General features: G+C 62.8%; 17 protein-coding genes. 7 read left to right on the forward strand and 10 right to left on the reverse strand.

Annotated elements, in window-relative coordinates; genetic code table 11:
* Positions 1–63: 63 nt before the first annotated feature.
* The gene (locus CKW37_RS28830) at positions 64–2,172 is read right to left on the reverse strand and encodes a TonB-dependent siderophore receptor (protein ID WP_095159507.1); all 2,109 of its coding nucleotides are present in this window, start codon (positions 2,170–2,172) and stop codon (positions 64–66) included.
* Between the two features lie 467 nt (positions 2,173–2,639).
* Between CKW37_RS28830 and CKW37_RS28835 the strand changes: the two genes are divergently transcribed.
* The gene (locus tag CKW37_RS28835) at positions 2,640–3,920 is read left to right on the forward strand and encodes an OprD family porin (RefSeq protein WP_095159508.1); all 1,281 of its coding nucleotides are present in this window, start codon (positions 2,640–2,642) and stop codon (positions 3,918–3,920) included.
* 95 nt (positions 3,921–4,015) lie between these two features.
* Here the strand turns inward: CKW37_RS28835 and CKW37_RS28840 are convergent, their stop codons facing one another.
* Positions 4,016–5,671: an FMN-binding glutamate synthase family protein gene (locus tag CKW37_RS28840; protein ID WP_095159509.1), complete on the reverse strand. Its 1,656-nt coding sequence runs from the start codon at positions 5,669–5,671 to the stop codon at positions 4,016–4,018.
* 346 nt (positions 5,672–6,017) lie between these two features.
* Between CKW37_RS28840 and CKW37_RS28845 the strand changes: the two genes are divergently transcribed.
* Positions 6,018–6,698 (forward strand): CatB-related O-acetyltransferase, encoded by a 681-nt coding sequence (locus CKW37_RS28845; RefSeq protein ID WP_159985339.1) that lies wholly within the window; start codon positions 6,018–6,020, stop codon positions 6,696–6,698.
* A gap of 54 nt (positions 6,699–6,752) precedes the next feature.
* Here CKW37_RS28845 and CKW37_RS28850 read toward each other — a convergent pair whose 3' ends face one another.
* Positions 6,753–7,205 (reverse strand): DUF2846 domain-containing protein, encoded by a 453-nt coding sequence (locus CKW37_RS28850; protein WP_095159510.1) that lies wholly within the window; start codon positions 7,203–7,205, stop codon positions 6,753–6,755.
* 244 nt (positions 7,206–7,449) lie between these two features.
* Here CKW37_RS28850 and CKW37_RS28855 point away from each other — a divergent pair, with 244 nt between their 5' ends.
* The 4 genes from CKW37_RS28855 to CKW37_RS28870 are packed head-to-tail and all read left to right on the forward strand — an operon-like array spanning position 7,450 to position 13,739.
* Positions 7,450–8,571, forward strand: a complete 1,122-nt coding sequence (locus CKW37_RS28855) for an AAA family ATPase (protein ID WP_095159511.1) — start codon at positions 7,450–7,452, stop codon at positions 8,569–8,571.
* Positions 8,568–9,002 carry a hypothetical protein gene (locus CKW37_RS28860; protein ID WP_095159512.1) on the forward strand — a complete coding sequence of 145 codons (435 nt, stop codon included), beginning with the start codon at positions 8,568–8,570 and terminating at the stop codon, positions 9,000–9,002. The genes CKW37_RS28855 and CKW37_RS28860 overlap by 4 nt, the downstream gene beginning before the upstream one ends.
* Positions 9,002–10,825, forward strand: coding sequence for a hypothetical protein (locus tag CKW37_RS28865; RefSeq protein ID WP_095159513.1), 1,824 nt, complete (start codon positions 9,002–9,004; stop codon positions 10,823–10,825). The genes CKW37_RS28860 and CKW37_RS28865 overlap by 1 nt, the downstream gene beginning before the upstream one ends.
* Positions 10,818–13,739 carry a bpX6 domain-containing protein gene (locus tag CKW37_RS28870; protein ID WP_095159514.1) on the forward strand — a complete coding sequence of 974 codons (2,922 nt, stop codon included), beginning with the start codon at positions 10,818–10,820 and terminating at the stop codon, positions 13,737–13,739. The genes CKW37_RS28865 and CKW37_RS28870 overlap by 8 nt, the downstream gene beginning before the upstream one ends.
* Positions 13,740–13,832: 93 nt before the next feature.
* On the opposite strand, the gene CKW37_RS28875 is transcribed toward CKW37_RS28870, so the two are convergent.
* From CKW37_RS28875 to CKW37_RS28895, 5 genes are all read right to left on the reverse strand, one after another.
* Positions 13,833–14,957, reverse strand: a complete 1,125-nt coding sequence (locus CKW37_RS28875; RefSeq protein WP_095159515.1) for a Fic family protein — start codon at positions 14,955–14,957, stop codon at positions 13,833–13,835.
* 108 nt (positions 14,958–15,065) lie between these two features.
* Positions 15,066–17,489: a TonB-dependent siderophore receptor gene (locus CKW37_RS28880; RefSeq protein WP_095159516.1), complete on the reverse strand. Its 2,424-nt coding sequence runs from the start codon at positions 17,487–17,489 to the stop codon at positions 15,066–15,068.
* A gap of 111 nt (positions 17,490–17,600) precedes the next feature.
* On the reverse strand, positions 17,601–18,545 hold the full coding sequence (locus CKW37_RS28885; RefSeq protein WP_095159517.1) for a FecR domain-containing protein: 945 nt from the start codon (positions 18,543–18,545) through the stop codon (positions 17,601–17,603).
* Positions 18,542–19,045, reverse strand: a complete 504-nt coding sequence (locus CKW37_RS28890; RefSeq protein ID WP_095159518.1) for a sigma-70 family RNA polymerase sigma factor — start codon at positions 19,043–19,045, stop codon at positions 18,542–18,544. Before CKW37_RS28890 ends, CKW37_RS28885 begins: the two co-directional genes overlap by 4 nt.
* Positions 19,046–19,160: 115 nt before the next feature.
* Positions 19,161–20,225 (reverse strand): DNA topoisomerase IB, encoded by a 1,065-nt coding sequence (locus CKW37_RS28895; RefSeq protein WP_095159519.1) that lies wholly within the window; start codon positions 20,223–20,225, stop codon positions 19,161–19,163.
* A 375-nt stretch (positions 20,226–20,600) separates the two neighbouring features.
* On the opposite strand from CKW37_RS28895, the gene CKW37_RS28900 reads away from it, so the two are divergent.
* The gene (locus CKW37_RS28900) at positions 20,601–20,915 is read left to right on the forward strand and encodes a DUF3077 domain-containing protein (protein ID WP_095159520.1); all 315 of its coding nucleotides are present in this window, start codon (positions 20,601–20,603) and stop codon (positions 20,913–20,915) included.
* Positions 20,916–20,962: 47 nt separating this feature from the next.
* Here the strand turns inward: CKW37_RS28900 and CKW37_RS33875 are convergent, their stop codons facing one another.
* Complete coding sequence (locus CKW37_RS33875; RefSeq protein ID WP_371864344.1) at positions 20,963–21,085, reverse strand: Fic family protein; 123 nt, start codon at positions 21,083–21,085, stop codon at positions 20,963–20,965.
* A gap of 555 nt (positions 21,086–21,640) precedes the next feature.
* A partial coding sequence (locus CKW37_RS28905) for an IS3 family transposase (RefSeq protein ID WP_135192744.1) occupies positions 21,641–21,749 on the reverse strand: 109 nt, incomplete at its 5' end.

The raw sequence follows: 21,749 nt of genomic DNA on the forward strand, positions 1-21,749 counted from the left end.
TGGGGCGACGGCTGAAAGAGAAAAAGGGCGGCACCGGTTAACGGTGCCGCCCTTTTTCATTGATCAGAAGCTGTAAGTCCCGGTCACCACCAGGCTGCGCGGATCGCCAAACTGGATCTGCGATGCGCTGGTCCCCGACGCGTAATAGGTCTTGTCGGCGATATTGCTCAGCGCCGCACGCAGGTCCCAGTCCCTGGTGCGGTAGCCGGCCAGGGCATCCCAGGTGCCATAGCCCGGCAGGGCGATGGTGTTGCGGGTATCGGCATAACGCTGGCCGACCAGGGTCAGGCCGGTCTCGGCGTACCAGCCCATTTCCGGTTTCCAGGTCAGGAACACGCTGGCGTTGCGCTTGGCCACATCGGCAATGCGGTTGCCGGCGTTGCCTTCACTGTCGTCGACGATGGTGGCGTCCTGCACACCAATACCGCCACGCACATACCAGTTGCCACCCAGCTTGCCGCTGGCGGTCAGTTCGATACCGCGCGAGCGTTGCAGGCCGGTGAGGATCACCCGGTTGCGGTCCAGCGGATCGAGGTTGCGGCGGTTGAACAGTTCCAGCTCATACACCGCGAGCGTGGTGCTCAGGCGCTCGTCCAGCCAGTCGCTCTTGACCCCGATTTCCTTCTGTCTGGTGTGCTCCGGGCCCACCTCGTTGGTGTTGCCCGCAGCGCCCGGTGTGATGCCGATCAGGCCGCCGCCGACTGGCGAGAACGTCTTGCTCCAGGAGGCGTAGAACGAGTGTTCTTTCCACGGTGTGTAGACCACGCCCAGACGCGGGCTGGTGCTGTTGCTGTCCTGCTTTTCGTTCCTGCCGGTGACCTTGCTGGTGGTCTCGACTTCGAAGCGGTCGAAACGCAGGCCGGCCAGTACTTGCCACTGATCGTTCAGGCGAATCTGGTCCTGCAGGTACAGGCCGCGGCTACTGACGTCGGTGTGGTTGTTGCTCGAAACCACCATCCGGCCGGTGTGCTGCAGGTCGCGGTTGGGGTTGTAGACGTTGAGTGACGGCACGGCCTGGCCACCCGCGCTGACCGCCTGCGCGGTGTGCAGCAGCGAATTGCGCCGCTGCTCGCCCAGCTCCAGACCGGTGAGGAGCGTGTGTTCGATGCCGAACGTATCGAAGTGACCTTCGGCTTCCAGGTTGTTGAACAGGTTGCGGGTGTTCAGGTCCTGCTGCCAGCGCTGGCGGGCGACCAGGCCGGTGGCCGGGGTGTAGCCGGACAGGTAGGTGTTGTCGAAATCGCTGTCCAGGGTGATCAGGCCGAGGGTGTGGCGCAGTTGCCAGTTCTCGTTCAACTGATAGTTCAGGCGCGAGCGCAGCGACTCGGTCTTGTCGTCGATGTAGTCGCGATGGGTGTCGCCGTAGGTGGTGTCGCGGCTGACGTCCACCGGGCGGCCGGTCAGCGGATTGCCGGGGATGCCGCGATCCGGCGTGCGGTTGTAGCGGTTGTACTCGTACTGCACCAGCCAGTTCAGGTCCGGGGTCAGTTGCCAGCTCATCGACGGGGCGAACAATTGGCGGTTGCCATCGATACCGTCGCGGAAGCTGTTGTTGTCGCTGTTACCCATGTTCAGCCGCAGGCTGATGGTGTCCGACGGATCAGCGCTGAGGTCGGCGTACAGGCTGCGCATGTCTTCGCTGCCGCCCTGGGCTTCGATGCTGGAGCGGCGACCGGCTTCCGGGGCCTTGCTCACCCGGTTGATGATGCCGCCCTGGCTGCCACGGCCATACAGCACGGCCGCCGGGCCCTTGAGTACCTCGATGCGCTCGATGTTGTGCAGGTCGCGAACGTACTGGCTGTCGTCGCGGATACCGTCCAGGTAGAAGTCGTTGCTCGCGTCGAAGCCACGAATCCGCACGCTGTCGAAGCGGGTGTCGGCGCCACTGCTGACGTTGGGAATGCCGCTCAGCGCCTTGCCGAGGTCGTTGGTCCCGTAATCCAGCACGTTGCTGGTCTTCAGCGAGTCGATGGCCTGCGGCACGTAGCGCGCCGGGGTCGAGGTGCGGGTGGCCGTGGTGACTTCTTTGACCCGTGGATCATCGCGCTCGCGCTCGCTGTCGGCGGTGACCGACAGTTCCGGCAACGTGGTGCTGGCAGCCACGGCCAGGCTGGAACTGAATAACAGGGAAAGGCCCAGGGACAAAGGAGAAAGGCGGCAAGGGGCAGGCATTTGAGGGAGTATCCGGGTGGGTTATTAGAGGTTGAGAAGCGCGCGAATGATAATGCTTGGCATTTGCAAACGTTAATTCTTTATCCTCGGCCATTCCGGTTGTTTGTATCTAAATGTGTCTTTGATGAAACTTTTCAGCGCTTCTATAAACCCTGTCCAAATGGGCAGTTTCAGCCGTTTTTACCCACGAAATGCGCTGCCCGTTGCGAGGAATTCGCAGCCGAAACGGCGGAAAACATGAAATTTGACATCATTCCTTCACGAATTTTTGACATGCCGTTCCGGGCGCGGCTAGGATTCGGCCCAACGCCTGTAGGCCCACTGGCCAAGACTCAAAAATAAAAGGCCCGCTGCGATCGATCGCACGCGGGCTTTTTATTTCCAGTCCGTGAGCGTCAACCCACGCAGGGGGCGTGGTTCTGGCGTTTGGCTGCAGCGCGTATCCATCACGTAATAAGGAAAACAAGATGTTGAAAACCAGGATCAGTCTGCTCGCACTGGGTCTTATGGCCGCCACTCAGGCAATGGCCAACGACCAAGCCGCTTCCAAAGGCTTCGTCGAAGACAGCAGCGCCTCGCTGCTGCTGCGCAACGCTTACATCAAGCGTGACAAGAAGCACGACACCAACGACCAGATGCAGTGGGGCCAAGGCTTCATCGGCAAGTTCAGCTCGGGCTTCACCCAGGGCACCGTTGGCGTCGGCGTTGATGCCTTCGGCCTGTACGCAGTGCGTCTGGACGGCGGTAGCGGTCACAACGAAGGCGGCGGTATCGACTTCTTCAAGCGTGGCGATAGCGGCAACGCCCAGCACGACATCTCTCGTGGCGGCGCAGCGGTCAAATTCCGCGTTTCCAACACCGTGCTGAAGTACGGCGACCAAATGCCTTCGCTGCCAGTGCTGCAATATGACGACGCGCGTCTGCTGCCTGAAAGCTTCACCGGCACTTCGATCAACTCCAAGGAAATCGAAGGCCTGGAGCTGAACGCTGGTCGTTACACCCGCGAAGCTCGCAAGTCCACCGAACAACGTGACACCGCTCTGAAGTCGATCAACGTATTCGGCGGTACCTACAAGTTCGCGCCGAACCTGACCGCCTCGCTGTACACCTCCGATGTCGAAGACGTGCTGAAGAAGCACTACCTGGGCGTCAACTACGTCCACGCCATTGCCAAGGATCAGTCGCTGACCCTGGACTTCAACGGCTACAAGTCGGACATCGACAAGAAGTTCGTCCAGAAGGCCGACCTGACTGGCGACAGCAACACCATCTGGAGCCTGGCGGCGACCTACGCTTTCGGCCCGCACTCGGTGACCATCGCTCACCAGCGCAGCACCGGCAGCACCGGCTACCAGTACGGCTGGTACCAGGACCGGGCTGGCGTGGGTGACGGTGGTTCGACCATCTACCTGGCCAACTCCTACTGGTCCGACTTCAACGCTGAAGACGAGCGTTCCTGGCAGATCGGCTACGGCCTGGACTTCGGCGCCTTCGGCGTACCGGGTCTGACCTACTCCGTTGCCTACGTGCGTGGTGACAACATCAACACCCACGGTTATGGCGAAGGCACTGAGCGCGAAATCTTCAACCAGTTCAAGTACGTCGTACAGGAAGGCCCTGCCAAGGACCTGAGCCTGAAAGTTCGCAGCTCGTTCCTGCGTACTTCGGATAGCGTGCGTGAAAACGGCTACAACGACGACGGCAACGAACTGCGCATCTTCGTTGAGTACCCGATCAGCATCTTCTGATCCTGATCTAGCTGTACCCGGGGCCGCCTTGCGGCCCCGATCGCTGGCAAGCTTCCACCCCACCACCTGTGGGAGCTGGATTGCCAGCGATGCTTTCAAGCCACCTCCATCTCCCCCCGTGGCACCTTCACCCCCGCATCCTCCGTCTCCGGCTCAAAGCTGTCGCTCCGGGCCATCCGCCACATCCGCGCATAAAACTCACTGTCGATCGAGCCGCTGAGCAATTCCCCTGGCTTGAGGAACAAGTGCACCTGGGAAAACAGCCGAATTTCGCTGGGGCTTATCCGCCGCACCAGATGCTTGGGCTTGAGTTCGCTCGGGTGCTCCAGTCCCGCCGCCGCGAGCATCTCGGCTAACGCATGCAGCGTATTGCGATGAAAGCTGAAAACCCGATCCGCCTTCTCCGGCACCACCAATGCTCGTTGTCGCAGCGGATCCTGAGTGGCGACGCCGGTCGGGCAGGCGTTGGTGTGACAGCTCTGCGACTGGATACAGCCGATGGCGAACATGAAGCCGCGCGCCGAATTTACCCAGTCCGCGCCAATGGCCAGCACGGCGGCGATATCGAAGGCGCTGACGATCTTGCCCGCCGCGCCGATGCGGATCCGGCTACGCAGGTTCAGTCCGACCAACGTGTTGTGCACGAACATCAGCCCCTCGCGCATCGGCACGCCGATGTTGTCGCTGAACTCCCGCGGCGCCGCGCCGGTGCCGCCTTCCTTGCCATCGACCACGATGAAATCCGGGGTGATGCCGGTCGCCAGCATCGCCTTGGCGATGCCCATGAATTCCCACGGATGCCCCAGGCAGAACTTGAAACCCACCGGCTTGCCGCCAGACAACTCGCGCAGCCGCGCAACGAATTCCAGCAGGCCGATGGGGGTGGAAAATGCACTGTGCGCCGCCGGTGAAATACAGTCCTCGCCGACCATCACCCCGCGCGTCGCGGCAATTTCCGGGCTGACCTTATGCGCCGGCAGGATCCCGCCATGCCCGGGCTTGGCGCCTTGGCTCAGCTTGATCTCGATCATCTTTACTTGTGGATCACGCGCCTGCTCGGCGAAGCGCTGCGGGTCAAAACGGCCTTCGGCGGTGCGGCAGCCGAAATAGCCGCTGCCGATCTCCCAGATCAGGTCGCCGCCGTGTTCACGGTGGTACGGGCTGATACTGCCTTCGCCCGTGTCATGGGCGAAACGCCCGCGCCGCGCGCCCTTGTTCAGCGCGGCGATGGCATTGGCGCTAAGCGCGCCGAAACTCATCGCCGAGATGTTGAAGATGGAGGCCGAATACGGTTGCTTGCACTGCGGCCCGCCGATGGAAATACGAAACGACGCCGGGTCGGGTGTCGGTGCCGGCAGCATCGAATGGCTGATGAACTCGAAGCCGGGACGGTAGGCATCCTTCAGCGTGCCGAAGGCTTTCTCCGCGCTCTCGTTCTTGGCCCGGGCGTAGACCAGCGAACGCTGCGCGCGGGAAAACGGCAACTGCTCGTCATCGCCCTCGATCAGGTACTGGCGGATTTCCGGGCGGATGGTTTCGATCAGATAACGCAGGTTGCCGAGGATCGGATAATTGCGCCGCACCGCGTGGTGCATCTGCCGCAGATCGTTCAGCCCGACCAGACTTAGCAGCGCGGTGATCACCGTCAACGGCCAGAGCCAGGCATGGGCGGGAAGAAAAGGAAGGCTGATGAAGAAGAACGACAGGCAGCCGGCCAGACAGGCGTAACGGCTTTGGAACAACGCTTTCATGAGGTTTCCGCAGGGCTCTTGATCGCGCCAAGGATAGGCAAAGCGGGGCGGGAGAAAACCTGGGGTTTTGGTAAAACTGTTTTATCGGGGAGGGCGTTGCAAAACCGCGTTGAGCCGTGAACTGACGAGTGGGGCCGGTCACTTTCCGGGGATATTCGATTGATGAAAAGCTCACTCAAGGTCACGACGCCCCAAGGCAGTAGCGGAGAGTCTGATCCTCCTGCTGGAAGCCACGACAACCGATGGCGACGACATCCGCCCGATGCTGCACTTCCCACGCCAAACCGCTACCATTTCGCCCCTTTGCCGCTAGGGTGAAAGACGTCGAAAACTGCTGGAGTCGAGGATGATCCTCACTGATTGGTACTGGAACCGCTGGATCCGCCGCCAGGGCTGCAAGCTTGGCAGCCGCTTGTCGAAGTTCCACAAAAAGTCCGTGCTCACCCTCGAAGACGGTGTGCGCATGGGCAACGTGCAGGTTGTCAGCCATGCGCTGTCCATCGGTGCCCACACCTACATTCGCGGCGAAGGTCAGTTGCAGTTCGTCGGTGCCATCGGGCGCTTTTGCTCCATCGGCAACGGCGTGGTCATCGGCCAGGAAAAACACAACCATCCCACCGACTGGCTCAGCACCCATCCCTTCCAGTACACCGACACCGACTGGGAATACGATGCGCCGATCGAGATGGCTACCCTCGGCCATGACGTCTGGGTCGGCCATGAAGCGCTGATTCTCGAAGGTGTACACATCGGCACCGGTGCCATCATCGCCACCCGCGCCCTGGTCACCCAGGATGTCCCGCCCTATGCCGTGGTCGCCGGCGTGCCGGCGCGGGTCATTCGCTATCGCTATTCCGAAGAGATGATCGAGCGCCTACTGGCGACCCAGTGGTGGGAGCGGGATTTCGAAGCACTGAAGAAACTGCCGCTGAACGATCCGGCGGCGTGTCTGGAGAAGCTGGAAGGGCTTTCGCCGGCGACCTATCGGCGGCTGGAATTGACGCGCAAGGGTGGGCGTCGAGTGTGACAGTCCGAGCCTTCGGACCTTGATTCGAAGGCTCGGATTACCGCGTCGAAAACCTTACTTCGACGCGGCCAGCTTGCAGCAATCTTTCAGATCACGCTGCGCCTGGGCTTCGGAGATTTGCTCCAGGCCAGCGCCACCTACGAATGCACCCATCTTGATGTACTGGCGCAGGTAGTAGTTCTTACCCGGCTCGGTAACCAGGGTGAGGGTGTTGTCGCTGAACTCGGATTCAGTGCCGATAACGTGTTTGCCTGGGGCGAGGAAGCGGTGGAAGTACACGCCTTTCGCCGTTTCGCCGATGAGTTCGCCGTTAACCGTCAGCGATTTCTTCAGTGCTTGTCCGGTGAAGCTGTCGCGGTAAATGTACAGGCCAGACTTGTCTGCAGGTGGCGCGGAGAAGGTCTTGAGCTGGGCGTCTGCTTCAGTGGAACCCATCGGTACGGAGGCGCAACCGGTGAGGATGGCGAAACCCAGAGCAGTGCCGAGCAGCTTGATGCTGTTACGCATTGAAAATCCTTTTAAAGAAGAGAATGAAGGCGCAGGAGCATTGAGTGCTCCGGCGATATCATTCTGCCATACCGTTTGTTTTTATCTTGTTGCTGCTGTGGTTTTTTTGAGGATTCATGAGCGGCGTCAATAGTTCAGGGCTTGGTTATCTGGGCAATCAGGTGCTCTATCACGGCATCTTCCTTCTTGTGATTACGCCTTTTCCTGAGGCAAGATTCTTCGTTTCAGCTCAGGGAAGGTGCTTATGTCCGCGTCATTGCACAGCGCTGCCGCACAGATTCGTCAGGCGGTGCGGGTCGCCACCGAGGGGTTGGTGGGGCGGGAGCAACTGGCCGAGCTGATTGTCCTCGCCGCCGTCGCGCAGGAGCACATTCTGGTGGTCGGTCCGCCCGGCACCGCCAAGAGCGCGGTGGTGCGCCGGGTGGCGCAGTGCATGGGCGGGCGCTATTTCGAATACCTGCTCGGACGCTTCACCGAGCCCTCCGAGCTGTTCGGCACCGTGGACCTGAAAAAGCTGCGCGAGGGCACGGTGGAAACCGATGTCAGCGGCATGCTGCCCGAAGCCGATATCGTCTTCCTCGACGAAGTTTTCCTCGGCTCCACCGCGATCCTCAATACGCTGCTCGGCGTGCTCAACGAACGCCGCTTCCGCCGCGGTCACACCCAGATCCAATGCCCGCTGCGGGTGTGCGTCGGCGCCGCCAACGGCCTGCCGGACGATGAAGCGCTGGCGGCCTTCGGTGATCGCTTCCTGCTGCACCTGTTCGTCGATTCGGTGCCGGACAACCAGCTTGAAGCGATGCTGTCCGGCGGCTGGCAGTCCGAGCAGCGCCCGGTCCAGCAACTGCTGGGATTGAGCCAGCTGGATGTGCTGGGCCATGCGCTGAAAGATGTCGACCTCGCGCAGGTTCGTCCCGCGCTGGCCCAGGCCATCCGCCGCCTGCGCGAGGCCGGGGTGCAGTTGTCGGACCGGCGCATCGTCAAGTCCCAGCGCCTGATCGCCGCCGCCGCGTTGCTCAGTGGTCGCACCGAAGCCAGCGAAGCGGACCTGTGGCCGCTGCTGTACGTGCTGCCGACCAAGGAGATTCAGCAGCACGGTCGCGAGGTCCTGCGCGATCTGTTCGCCCAGTCCAGCAACAGCCATTTGTTCAGTGCCGTGGAAGAGGCGACCTTGCAGCCGATGTCGCGGCTCAGCCGTCTCCTGGAAACCGCCGAAGACTACCTCGCCCGCCGCGAGCCACCCGCCAGCGCGCAACTGGAAAACCTGCTGCGGGAAATCGACGCCAACTTCAACAGCCAGACCATGCCGGCCCAACTGCAGGACGTTCGTGGACGCGTGACCCGCCTGCTGACCAGCACTGTATGAATGCCCCGCTGATGAGCTGGGGCTGGCGACCGCGCTCCGAAGCGGCCGCGCCCCAGGCGGCGGTGGGCTGGGGCGATGCTGCGCGGCGCCTGCATGCGCGTCTGGCGACGTTGCCCGAAGAACAGGCGGCGCGGCTGCAAGCCACGGCCAATCGCGATGTGCTGGTGGTGTGTGGTGCGGCCGAGGATTTGCCGTGGGTCGATGGCGTTGAATATGCCGCTACCGATGAGCGCGCGCCCGGTCTGTGGCTGCCCACCAGTTGGGAACCCGAAGTGCCGCTGGACCTGCTCGGCCAGGCGCTGTCGCGCGCCTTTTCCCGAGCGCCGCTGTTGCTCTGGCGTGAGCCGCAGGCGGTGGTTCCCCTTGATCGACAACTGCCGCTGACGTCGCAGCATGTGCAGCGCATCGCCGCGCACTGGACGGGCCGCTGATGCAATTACCTGACTCCCTGCAACCGTGGCGGCAATGGCTGACCTGGTTCGCCCCCGAGCACCTGCCGTTGTTCGCCGATCTGCTCGGGCGCCTCAACCCGATCCTCGGTCCGTGGCGCGGCCTGCAACAAGGCGGTGTGCCCGAGCCCGACGGCCTGGGCGACCTGCAGCGTCGCGGTTCCTACGAGCGCCTGCTGTCCAGCGAATGGCTGCTGGCGGGCGAGGTGCCGGAAGAATTCCTGCGCCGGGCGGTCTCCGGTGAGCACATGTTTCTCGCCCCGCAGTACCAGGCGCGGCAGGCCAGTCGCCTGATCGTGGTGCTGTTCGATGCCGGTCCGCTGCAACTGGGCGCGGCGCGGCTGGTGCATCTGGCCTTGTTGATGCTGCTCGCGCGCCGTGCGCAAGAAGCGGGCGCCGAATTGCGTTGGGGCATTCTCCAGGACGCGCCGCAGTTGCGCCCCCTCGATGGCGCGGCGCAGCTCAAGGCGTTGCTCGCCGCGCGCACCTGGAACGTGGTCAGCGAGGAACACTGGCAGACCTGGCGTCACTGGCTCGGCGAACAGTCGCAACAGGCCGGCGAGTGCTGGCTGGTGGGACAGCGCCTGCCCGCCAGCGACCGCCAGTTCTGCTCCCACCGCGTGCACCTGCACCGTAGCCTCGACGGCCAAAGCCTGACGTTCGAATTGCTGGCGAGCAGCCAACGCCGGGTGTTGCTGCCGATCCCTGATGAGGGCTCGGCGCTGCAATTGCTCAAGGGCCAGTTCGAAGGCGAAGTGGTTGCCGCACCGGTCAAAGGCGCCGTGCCGCGTGTCGCCCAGACCCTCGCGCCGATCATCTCCAGCCACGGCGGCCACGTGGCGCTCAGGCTGCTCGATCAGCCCGGCATGGTGGTCATCAAGCTGCCGGCGCATCACCAGAAAAAGGGGCTGGAAGTGCGCACCTCGGTCTGGAGCGGCAGCTCTTCGCCGTTGGGGATTACCTTCCTCGGGCGCTCCATTGGCGCGGTGTTGAGTGAGGGGGATCAACTGCGTTTCTGGCACATGAGCGGCCTGAGGGCGGTAGACAAACCAAGCCGCGATCAACTGCAACTGCCGCCCGGCACCGCCACGCTGCTGCCCACCGTCTGGATTCGCAACAGCACCGCCAGCCGCCTGCTTCTGCTGGACAGCAAAGGCCATCTGGCGAGCTGGTCCATCGCGGGCAAAACCGATGCCGGGCCCGACAACGGCAAGACCCGCTACCTGGCAGACGACGTGATGGCGATGGCCAAGGTCGACGAGGACGCCATGGCTTACGTGCGCCGCGACGGCAGCCAGTTGTACGCCAGCGCCGTAGGTGTTTCGGGTGTCGTGGGGCCGTTCATGGTGGGCCCGGCCAAGGACGTCACCCAAGTGCTGTTCATCGCCGGCTGGCCGTGGCGCGTGGGCTTCGGCGGCTGCGCGTTGTGCTCGGTCGAGAACGGCAGCGAGCGCTGGACGGTGATCACCGCCAGCAGCTTTCCCGTGCGCTCGGAGCGCATCGAACTGGCCCCCGGCTGGAGAGGCATCGGCCTTCGACAGCGCAAGGAAGAACACCATTGCGCCCTGGTGCTGCTGGGCCCGAACCAGCGCAGCGTCGCCCTCTACGAGGAAGGGGAGCAGCGGATGCTGTTCACCACCAGCGAAGAAATCGTGCGCTACAGCTACTGCCCGATGACCGAGCTGATCGCCGTCCTCACCAGCGCCCGCGAGCTGTTGGTGTACTCGCTGGCGCAAGGCAGATTGCGGCTGCAGGTGAGCTGCAACCAGACACCGGAAACCACAAGGATGCTGTCGGGTGCTTGATGACAACGTGGCGTTGATTCGCCGCCCGGTGTTGACCGGGCACCAATTGATCGACGGCCTGTGGCTGCCCCGCGAACGCTTCGATGAACACGCGGCGGCGCGGCTGATCCTGAGCCAGTGGCAGACCGGCGCCAGTGCCTGGCGCTTTGTCGATGGCGACCTGTTGCGCTTGCGCCAGCCGCTGTCGGTGCACTGCGAAACCCTGACCGGCTGGCCGCTGATTCGTCAGGGCCGCGCCCTGTGTTCCGCGCTGCTCAGCCCCGAAGAAATCCGCACGATGCCAACGGCGGACCTCTGGCTGGTACGCGGTAGCCACGTCGAGGCCCTGCACCTGCGCGACGCCGAAGTGCTGTCGCCGGAGCAGTGGATCGATATCAGCGGCTACACCCTGCTGGACACCTACGACTGCCGCAGCACGCTGGCGGAACCGGATCTCGATCTGCTGACGCCGTCCGCCGATACGCGGGAAATCTTCGGCGACGCGCTGGCGCCGGTCAGCCCGGAGCGGGAAGGGGTGATGAACGCCCTGCAGGCGCGGCAGCAGAACGCACAGGCCGGGCCGAAAGCTTCCGCCGAGGCAGCGGGTAAAGATGAGTGGCAGCGTCCTGATTCGACATCGTCCGTCTGGCCGAAGCTGGGGGTGGCCATTGCGATCATCATCGCCTTGCGCTGGTTGAGCGGTGGCGGCGTCAGCTCAGCGTCGGCCAACGATGCGGACACCTGGAACGCGGTCCTCAAGATGATCGCCGCGACGCTCATCGGTGCAATCGTGGTGACGCTGCTGTTGGCGGCGGTGCGCGCGTTGCTGCAACGCCGGCACAGCGCACAGCCGGCGTCACGTCCCCAATCGCCGGGAACGGCAGACGCACCGGCCAAGCCTCCAGCGCTTCCAGGCCGCGCGCGCCCAACACAATCCCGCCCCGCCTTGTGGCGCCGCCTGCTGACCCGCCTCACCCTCAATTCGCGCTTGTCGGCCCTCTACGGCAAACGCCAGGCCGACTACATGCGGCGCATGCTCGAGATGTTCGAGAGCGGCGATTTCCAGGAAGCCTTGCGTCACGCCATCCCCCTCGGCGACGAGCAGGGCAGCCGCGAACAGGCGTTCGGCGCGCCCAAACGCCGCGACGACCTCAGCCTCAACGGCCAACGCGGGCCGGCGCGAAGCATGCTCATGGACGAGGGCATGGACGATCACCTGCGGAAAATCTACCGTCACTCGTTCGAGCGCCTGGACCGCGAAGGCCGGGTCGATGAAGCGGCCTTCGTCCTCGCCGAACTGCTCAAGGCCCGCCAGGAAGCCCTCGACTATCTGGAAATCCACGGCCGACACACCCAGGCCGCTGAGCTGGCCCTCGCCTGGGACATGGCGCCGGCGATGATCGTGCGCCTGCTGTGTGCGGCGGGTGACTGGCAGCGCGCGATTCTCGTGGCCCGCCGCGACGACGCCTTTGCCGACGCCGTGGCATTGCTGCAGGAAAAGTGGCCGGAAAGCGCCGACCGCCTGCGCCTGGAATGGGCCGAAGCCCTCACTGGCAAAGGCCTCTGGCTGCAGGCCGTCGACGTGATCTGGAGCCTGCCCGCCGAGCGCGAGCGCGCCGCGCAATGGCTGCTCAACGCCGAAGCGGCGGGCGGCCAGTTGGCGATTGGCGCGCTGGTCAAACGCGCGATCCTGTTGCCCGACACGCTCGATGCCTACAGCGACTGGGTCGAGCAACTGCGCGACGACCCCAAGCGCCACGCCGAACGTGCCGTGCTGGTCCGAGCCCTGCTGGAACACAAAACCCGTGGCGGCGCCCTGGCATGGCTGGCTGGCGCCATCGCCAATGCCGTCGTCGCCGATCAGGCGGGCGGCCACGGCCAACTGACCCAGGATCAACTCAAGGCCATGATCAAAATGAGCAAGGACAACCTCCTGCTCAGCGACCTGCCCAACAAAGCCCCGCCGCACTCAACCGTGGTGCCGCTGGACAGCGTCGACGCCGTGCAGGAATGGACCGCCCCGGAGCTGGGCAGCCGACCGATCTTCGACGCCGTCCCGCTCGACGACCAACGCTACCTGATCGCCCTCGGCGAAGCCGGCGCGGCGGTGATCGACGCCCACGGCAAAACGGTCTTCCACTTCCCCGTGCCCGCCCAGGCCATCGTCATCGGTCACAGCCGTCAGGTCGCGCTGGTGGTTGCCAGGCGCAGTGACGTCTGGCGCGTCAGCAAGCTCGACCTGGTCAACCGCAGCGCCATCGACCTTGGCGTCCTGCGCTTCGACGTCTTCGCTCGCTCATTCGACGGCACCGGCTGGACCATTGGCCGGGACCACCAGTTACGTGTGGTCGACGCCGACCGCGACTTCACCACCCTGTGGCATGTCAGCGACTTGCCGGGCCGCGTGCTGGCGCTCAAAGAGGATGAACACAACGAATCCATCTGGCTGCACGGTGCCGACGGTAGCGGCCACGTGTGGCATTACCGCCTGCCTGAGCGGCGGCTGGTGGGCAACGATCCGCTGCCGGGGCTGAAGCATGAAAACAGCTTCTTGCTGCTGACGGCCAACGGCGACGTTACCGAAGTGGGCCTCAAGCTCAAACCCGGCGCCGAGGCGATTCTGGTGCTGGATCGCGAGGGCGACCGCAAGGGCTATCGACTGCCCGGTTTCGAAGAAAACACCCCGACAGAAGACCCGCTCAACCTCTACCTTTCCGGCCCGTGGCTGGTGGCTTGCTATGCCCTTGCCGGCGAAGACACCCGCGTTTACTTCACCCACCGCGGCAGCGACCAACTCTGCGCCAGCCTCGACTGGCCGGCGTCGGATGTGCAGGTTCGGTGCGTGGGGAGTGACTGGATGTTGTTCGATGGGCAGGGACGGCTGAGCCATATCAGCGTGGCGGAGGGGTGGCAGAGGAATGTGGTGGTGAATTGACAGGATGGCTTGACGCGGAACCCATCGCGGCTAACAGCCGCTCCTACAGAATTGAGGCTCAACTCATGCGATAGCGCCTGACCGCTGAATAGCTCACCCTTCCACAACCCGATACCGCGTACTCCGCCCCCCGCCTTCAAGTTTTTCCAGTAACCCCTTCTCCAGCAAATCCGCCAGATGCCGCGTCGCCGTCGCTTTGCTCACCTTCGCTACCGCCTGATACTGCGCGGCGCTGATGCCGTGTTCGAAGCCCTTGGCGCCGCCGTCCAGCAGTCGATTGAGCACCTTCAACTGCTCCGCCGACAGCGGTGTCAAACGATGCGCCTGCCAGAACCGCGCTTTGTTCAGCACGCGATCAATGGTTCCCAACGCCTGATTCATGGCCGCCAACAGCGTTTGTAGAAACCACATCAGCCATTCAGTGATATTCACCGTACCCTTCTGACTCTGTTCCAGGATGCGGTAATAGCCTGCGCGGTTTTCGAGAATGCTGGCGGACATGGCGTAGAAGCGGATCGCCTGCTGTTCGCCCTGGGCCAGGGCCAGGTCGGTGATGGCTCGAGTCAGCCGGCCGTTGCCGTCGTCGAAGGGATGCAACGTCACGAACCAGAAATGCGCCACGCCCGCGCGCAGCAGTGGATGCAGCGCGTGCGAGTCACCATTGAACCAGTCGAGGAAACGCTCCAGTTGCGTTTCCAGCCCTTCGCGCGGCGGGGCCTCGAAATGCACTGTGGGCCGGTCCAGTCTGCCGGATACCACTTGCATCGGCTCATCGCCGCGCAACTGGCCTACCCGCAGCGAGCGCTGCGCCAGTGAAGCGTCCTGGTTCGGAAACAGCAGGTTGTGCCAGTGCAGCAGGCGTTCCTGCGTCAGTGGCTGTTCCGGGTGTTGGATGGCATTCAGCATCAGCTCGGCAAGACCTTCGCTACGCGCGCTGGTCTGGCTTGTGTCTACCTCATCCACGCCCAGGCGCCGGGCCAGCGATGAACGCACCGACCCCGCATTCAGCGTTTCACCCTCGATGGCGGATGAGGTGATGATGTTCTGCAACAACGCATCGAGCATGCTTTGCCGGCTCTGCTCGTCGCCCACCGCCCCCATCTTTCCCGCCAGCAAGCCTTGCTCATGCACGCACTGGCGCAGCAACTCGCCGAGCTGATCCGCCTGCCAGTGAAAGGCCGGCCATTGCGGTTGTTGCCAGATCCAATGGGGTGTCATGGGAAATCTCTGAGCCGAATACGGAATCTATTCGGCTCATTTTGTGAGCCGAATAAGAAGTGTATTCGGCTCACGCGGAATCACAAGGCCGCTTTTTACGCGTCGAGATCAGAAATCCCAGCGAGTCGTCACCATCACATTGCGCGGGTCGCCGTAGTAGGCCGAGTCGTAGAAGCCGATGTTGGTGAAGTACTTCTTGTCGAACAGGTTGTTGACGTTGACGGTCGCCGACAGGTTCTCCGTGAACTGGTAGCGGGCCATCAGGTCCACCAGCCAGTACGGGTCCTGGGTGAATTTCTCGTACCGTCCGGCGCGGTTGTCGTAGCCCCAGTTGTACACCGTCTGCCAGCCGGCGCTCTGCCAGCGCGCGCCGCCGCCGACGGTGAGCTTGTCGAGACTGCCCTTCAGTTTGTAGCTGGTGTAGAAGCTGACCTGATCTTCCGGTTCCCAGGTCGCGACCTTGTCGTCGTCATCGTTGCGGCTGACCTTGTGGGTGTAGCCCGCCTGCAACTGCCAGCCAGGGCTGAGCTCGCCGGAAATCTCCGCTTCGTAGCCCTTGGTCTTGGTCTTGGTGCCCACGTAGGAGTACTCGGCGCCCGGCGTGGAGTTGAACAGGGTGTCGGCGATCGGGCGGTTTTCTTCGTGGACTTCGAAGTAGGCGAGGCTCGAATTCAGGCGGCCGTCGAAGAATTCACCCTTGAGCCCGAACTCGTAGTTTTTCCCTTCATTGGGATCGAGCATCTTGCGTGTGCGGTCGCGGTATTGGGTCTGCGGCTGGAAGATCTCGGTGTAGCTGGCGTAGGCGGAGAAGTTGTCGTTGAGGTCGTAGACCAGTCCGGCGTAAGGCACGACCTTGCCACTTTCCTGGGTATCGCTGGTGCCTGTGACCTGGTAATTGGCGATCCGCGAGCCGAGCAACAGGTGCAAGTCATCCATCAGGCTGAAGCGGCCGGTGAGGTAGGTACCGGTCTGCCGGGTGGTCTCGTCGTTGATCTTGGTCGGCTGGTTCCACAGCGGTTCGATGGCTTCGCCGTGCCATTGGTAGAAGTCGTAGGAGTTGTCGAAGTAAGTGGCGTTGGAGAAGTCCTTGCCCTTCCATTTGGAAATGGAAAGAGACTGGCCGATCACCAGCTCGTGTTCACGGCCAAACAGCTCGAACGGCCCGCTGGCGTAAGCGTCGAGACTGTCGCTGGTGGTTTCGCCGGTGTACTTGCGGGCGTAGATCGAACTGGCCGTGGCCGAATCCTGGGAGATGTAGCCCAAGGGCGCGTCGTAGCCGTTTATCTGGTGGTTGTATTGGCCTTTGGCGACCCAGCCATTGTCGAAGTTGTGTTCCAGCGTGGCGAACACAGTGCGGCTGTATTGCTCCCAACTGCTCCATTTCGGGCCGTTGTTGAAGGCGCGGGGCAGGTCGAGTTTGTTGCCGACCGCATCGAAGATGGTGCGGGTGCCGGTCCAGCTCGAACCCTTGGGTTCGCTGTCCTGATAGTCGGCGCCCAGAGTCAACAGGGTTTCCGGGCTCAGGTCCACCTCAAGAATGCCGTAGTAGACCTCGGTCTTGCGCGAGTAGTGGTCGAGGAAGGATTTCTTGTCCTGATAGGCCGCCACTGCCCGGCCGCGCACGTTGCCGGTGTCGGTCAGCGGGCCGCTCACGTCGATCTGCGTGCGGTAGTTGTCCCAGGAGCCGGCGCCGACTTCGATACTGCTTTTGAAGTCGGACGTGGGTTTCTTGCGAATCAGGTTGATAGTGCCGCCCGGGCCGCCGGCGCCGGTCAGCAGGCCGGTGGCGCCTTTGAGCACTTCAACGCGGTCGTACAGGGCCATGTCCGTCAGCGTCTGCCCGGCCGAGTACTGGGCGTCACGCAGGGTCGGCATGCCGTCGTACTGGAAGTTGACGATGGAGAAGCCGCGAGAATAGTAGTTGGTACGTTCGGTGTCGTAGGTCGAGACCGTGATGCCCGGCGTGTGGCGCATCACGTCATCGATGGCGGTGAGGCCGAAATCGTCCATTACTTGGCGAGTCACCACCGAAATCGACTGCGGCGTCTCCCGCGGCGTCAGCACCAGGCGCGTGGCCGTGGCGATGGTGCCGGGGGTGTACGAACCGCTGCCTTCGGTGATGGTGCCCAACTGGTTCGACGTCACCTCGGTGGCGCCCAGCTCCAGCGCCGCCGACGCCTGGCTTGCGACCAGCACATAACCGCCGTTGCCCTGGCGCTCGGCCCGCAGGCCGCTGTTGCCGAGCAGGCGCGCCAGGCCTTCATCGACGCTGTACGCACCGTCGAGTCCGTTGGTGGTGAGGTTGCGCGTCTGTTCGGTGTCGAACGAAATCGTCACCCCGGCCTGCACGCCGAACTGGGTCAGGGCGTTGCCCAGCGGGCCGGCGCTGATCTGATAAGTGCCCTGGCTTTGCGCCATCGCCTGGGCCGGCAACAGGGCCAGGCCGGGCAGCGTGGCGAGGGACGCACCCAGCACCGCGAGGCGAACCGCGCGGCTTATCTTGGTCGTGGTGGTAAGGGGTGACTGACGCATGGATGATCCTTCCGTTGTAATGGCAGAAACTCGCTGTGATCGCGGCGTATGTCATTGACGGATGAGAATCAAAATCAGCAAGGTCGCGGACAGACTATTTGCAACAGCGGCTCAAACCGCCTCGATGCTGACCCAATAGCGCGTCAGATAACGGACCTGCACCGGCAGCGTCCGCCCGAGGTTTTCCAGGATCGTGTCGCTGTCGTCGACGCGGAACGCGCCGGAAATGCTCAAGTCCCGAACCGCTGCCGCACAGCGCAGCACGCCGGGGCGGTAGCGCTCCAGTTCCGCGATGAAGTCGCCCAGATGCCAGTCGTTCACGCTGAGCATGCCCTGCGTCCAGGCGCTGGCGCCGGAGGGCAGCGCGCTGACCGCCTCGACGTGCGCAAAATCGAAGCTCGCCTGCTGCCCGGCGCTCAGCCGCGACACCTGGGCGGGATCGTCGAGCGGACGCAGCTCGACCGCATCCTCCAGCACCCCGACCCGCGTTCGCCCGTCCAGTTGCCGCACGCAAAAGCGCGTGCCGAGGGCGCGCACGCTGCCGTCGTCGGTGTGCACGATGAACGGGCGCTGGGCCGGGTCCTTGGCGGTCTGGATCATGATCTCGCCGCGGAACAACCGCACCAGCCGCTGCTGCCCGTCAAAGCGGATATCCACCGCGGAATTCACGTTCAGGTGCAACTGCGAGCCGTCTTCCAGTTGCAGCGCGCGGCGCTCGCCGAAGCCGGTGCGCTGCTGCGCGAGCATCGCCCGGTACGGCACCTGCTCGCTGGCCAGCCAGGTGCCGCCGACGGCGATGAGCATGCCGAGCACCTTCAACACATCCCGCCGCTGAGCCTGCGCCGCGCTCAAGCCGGAGAGGGCGGCGTGCGGAGAGACTTGCGTCCATTGTTGCTGCAGCAATTCCACCCGTGCCCACGCCGCGGCGTGCTGGGGGCTGGCCCGCAGCCACGCCTGCCAGGCCAGGGTTCGCGCGTCGTCGTGGGCGCCGTCATTGAGCTGCACGTACCAGGTGGCAGCGGCCTCGAGAATCTTGAGGTCCGGCGCGGTGCTCATTCGGGTTCGACCAGCAGCAGGCAGCGGGTCATGGCGCGGATCAGGTGATTCTTCACCGTGGTCACCGACACATTGAAGCGCTCGGCGGCGGCCACGTAGGTCAGCCCTTCAAGCTGCACCGCGAGAAAAATCTCCCGCGTGCGGCTGCCCAGCTCATCGAGCATCGCGTCGATCGACATCAGCATCTCGATGATCGACAGCCGCACCTCCGGCGACACCTCCACCGGCTCGGGCCGCAGCGCCAGGGCTTGCAGATAGGCCTGCTCGATCGTGCGACGGCGCGACTTGTCGATCAGCAGCGAGCTGGCGATGGCGCTCAAATAACCGCGGGGCTCGCGGATCGGCTCGGCATTGCGCGCCGTCATCACCCGGATGAACGTGTCCTGCGCCAGGTCGGCCGCATCGGCGGTGTTGCCCAGGCGAACCCGCAACCAGCCCTTGAGCCAACCGTTGTGCTCGCTGTACAGCCGATGAAGCGCCGAATGATCAAGTGCCGACATGGGGAGGGTGCCAGGACGTTAATGGTAATCGGTCGCATTATCTTGGCGAGGGGTGTTGTGCGCAAGGGGTGAATTTCCTTGCGTCGAGGCGGACCGCACAAAGCGGACCGGCGGTTCAGGAGGCGGACGGCGGCCCGTTCACCTCAGCCATCCCGGCCTGCTCCGCGCTGGCCGACAGCTTTTCGAGAAAGCGCATCAACAGGCTCTCTTCAGCGCGCAGCCCCTTGCGCGGCGTGGCCTGGCGCAGGCTGGCCAGTTCTCCGGCATGAAACGCCTGAAACAGCGCCGGGTGGATATAGCACTTGCGACACACCGCCGGCGTATTGCGCAGCTCGGCGGCCACTTCCCCGACCATCGCCACCACATGCTTTTTCGCCGTGGTTTCAGGCTCCCATTCCAGCTCGCGCAGCAGCGTCAGTGCCAGGGCGCTGCCGGCCCAGGTGCGATAGTGCTTCGCGGTGAACTCGGCGCCGGTCAGCTCCCGCAGGTAACTGTTGATATCGCTGGACGTCACACTGTGGCGCTCGCCGTTTTCATCCAGGTACTGAAACAGTTGTTGCCCGGGCAGCTCCAGACAGCACTTGATAATGCGTGCCAGGCGCCGGTCATTCACGCTCACCTCATGCTCGATACCGCTCTTGCCGCGAAAGTGAAAACGGATCGTGCTGCCGCTCACCTCGACATGACGATTGCGCAGCGTGGTCAGCCCGTAAGAGCGGTTCTGCTCGGCATACCGGGCGTTACCGATGCGGATCAGCGTGTCATCGAGCAACTGGATCACCGTCGCCAGCACCTTTTCCCGGCTGTGCAGCGGCAGGGCGAGGTGCTGCTGCAAGGTTTCCCGCAGGGCCGGCAGCGCCTTGCCGAAGGCCAGCAGACTGGCGTACTTGTCCGCGTCGCGCACCTCGCGCCAGCGCGGGTGATAGCGGTATTGCTTGCGCCCCCGCGCATCGCGGCCGGTGGCCTGGAGATGCCCGTTGGGGTCAGCGCAGATCCACACATCCGTGTAGGCCGGCGGCACCGCCAGCGCATTGATGCGCGCCACGACCTGCGCATCGCGGATGCGCTCGCCCTGGCTATCGAAGTACGCGAACTTGCCGCGCAGCTTGCGCCGGCGGATGCCGGGCAGGGTGTCGTCCACGTAGTGCAGACCGGCGGGAAGGGCTTGGGGATCGCTCACGTCGAGGGCCTGTGGGGTTTGGTGGGTGATACTGGATTAGCCCGGTTTGTAGGGGATTTAGTTCCGCGTGTTTCAGCGGGGCGGTTTGGGGGCAGGGTGTTCTTGCCTCGCTGGGGGATGGGCTGTAGGCTTCCGCGGTCGCTGCGTATCAGCGATCGGGTTTGGTCGCCCGGCTTATCAAAAATGCAAAAGCTGTCTTTCACGAATACGGTCGCTTCGCGTCCGTAGGCTCGTGCTATGGCGGCTGTGCGCGGGAGGCATTCGTGCCTGCTGGGTTTTGCCTTTTTGTCCCGGTCGACCAACCCGCGTACGGTCGTCACCAATCTGTTTGGTCGCAGGTTGTGATGGCTTCATCGACAGAAAAGGAAATTCATCATGAAGAAGATCGTTCCAGATCCACCGCAGGCCTTCCTCGGCAAAACGGCCGCCCTGGTCTTTGGGCAATGCGACGCCGGGCATCCTCCCTTGTTCACCGTCCGCGCCGACATAGACGCAGAAGACGCCCTGGTCCACGCCTCGTTACTTATGCAAGGCATCTACGACACCCTCCAGCAAACCTTTGAAAGCGCAGACCTGCCCATCAGCAACGGGCTCCTGCTGGCGCCGATGCATTCGGCGGAAATGGCGAAAGGGTTGGTGGATGCAGTGTTGGACGGGATTGAGATGAGGCGGTTGGGGGTGAGTAGTTAAAAGCGCTGTGTGAAGGAAGAAGGCTCACCGGGAGGTGGGCCTTTTTGTTACGCCTTCTGAAAGTTGCGACCTAACAGGGTCAATCGATACTTCTGCAAACGACTGCGGGGCTTGTCGGGAATCGTCATTTCGATCAAGCCCTCGCGGGAGCAGGTTTCAGATAGGCGCACAAAAAGGTCTGCGCTTCTATAGACCCTTTGGGCACCAAGAGTCGAAAAAGAGCATAAGTATATAATTTAAATTGATTAATTTTCTTCCGTGTAAGTTCTTTATCCCTAAAACTATCCTTTTTAGAGTCATGAGCGTACGCAGTTGATTGAAGTTCGTGTTAGATGTTTTCGTCGATTGTATAAGTATTGCGATCAGCCAAGAGCAGCCACTCCACTAACCAAAATAGCTATTTTTACTCAATCGGTGGTAGAGCACTGGTTGCCAACGCATTAGATATTTTCAAATTATCATTGAGGAGGCAACGCAGCGCCACTTTATGGTTCACTGAGCTTGAGAAATGCGATAAAGGGATGGGCTCGTATCATCTGCTCCCTATGTTTATAACTTTGGAAAGATCTCTCCTAAAGTTTGAGTCTGGTTCATGTGCGGCTGCTACGTCGATTGAAGACACTAGCAGAGCTGGAGTTACTGGGTTAGTGCCGTAGATACTATAATCATAATGATGAAAATGACGAGTTGTTGCCGCCTCGTTAGGGTGAATCGCCCCTGGTTTCCTAGACACTCTCCAAGCTCAGGAAATAGCGTTTCTCATACTCTACTGGAGACAGCTGCATAGCACTGCTGTGTCGGCGTTTAGGGTTATAGAACATCTCGATGTAATCG

It is taken from the genome of Pseudomonas sp. Irchel 3E13 (assembly GCF_900187455.1).
GTDB lineage: Bacteria > Pseudomonadota > Gammaproteobacteria > Pseudomonadales > Pseudomonadaceae > Aquipseudomonas.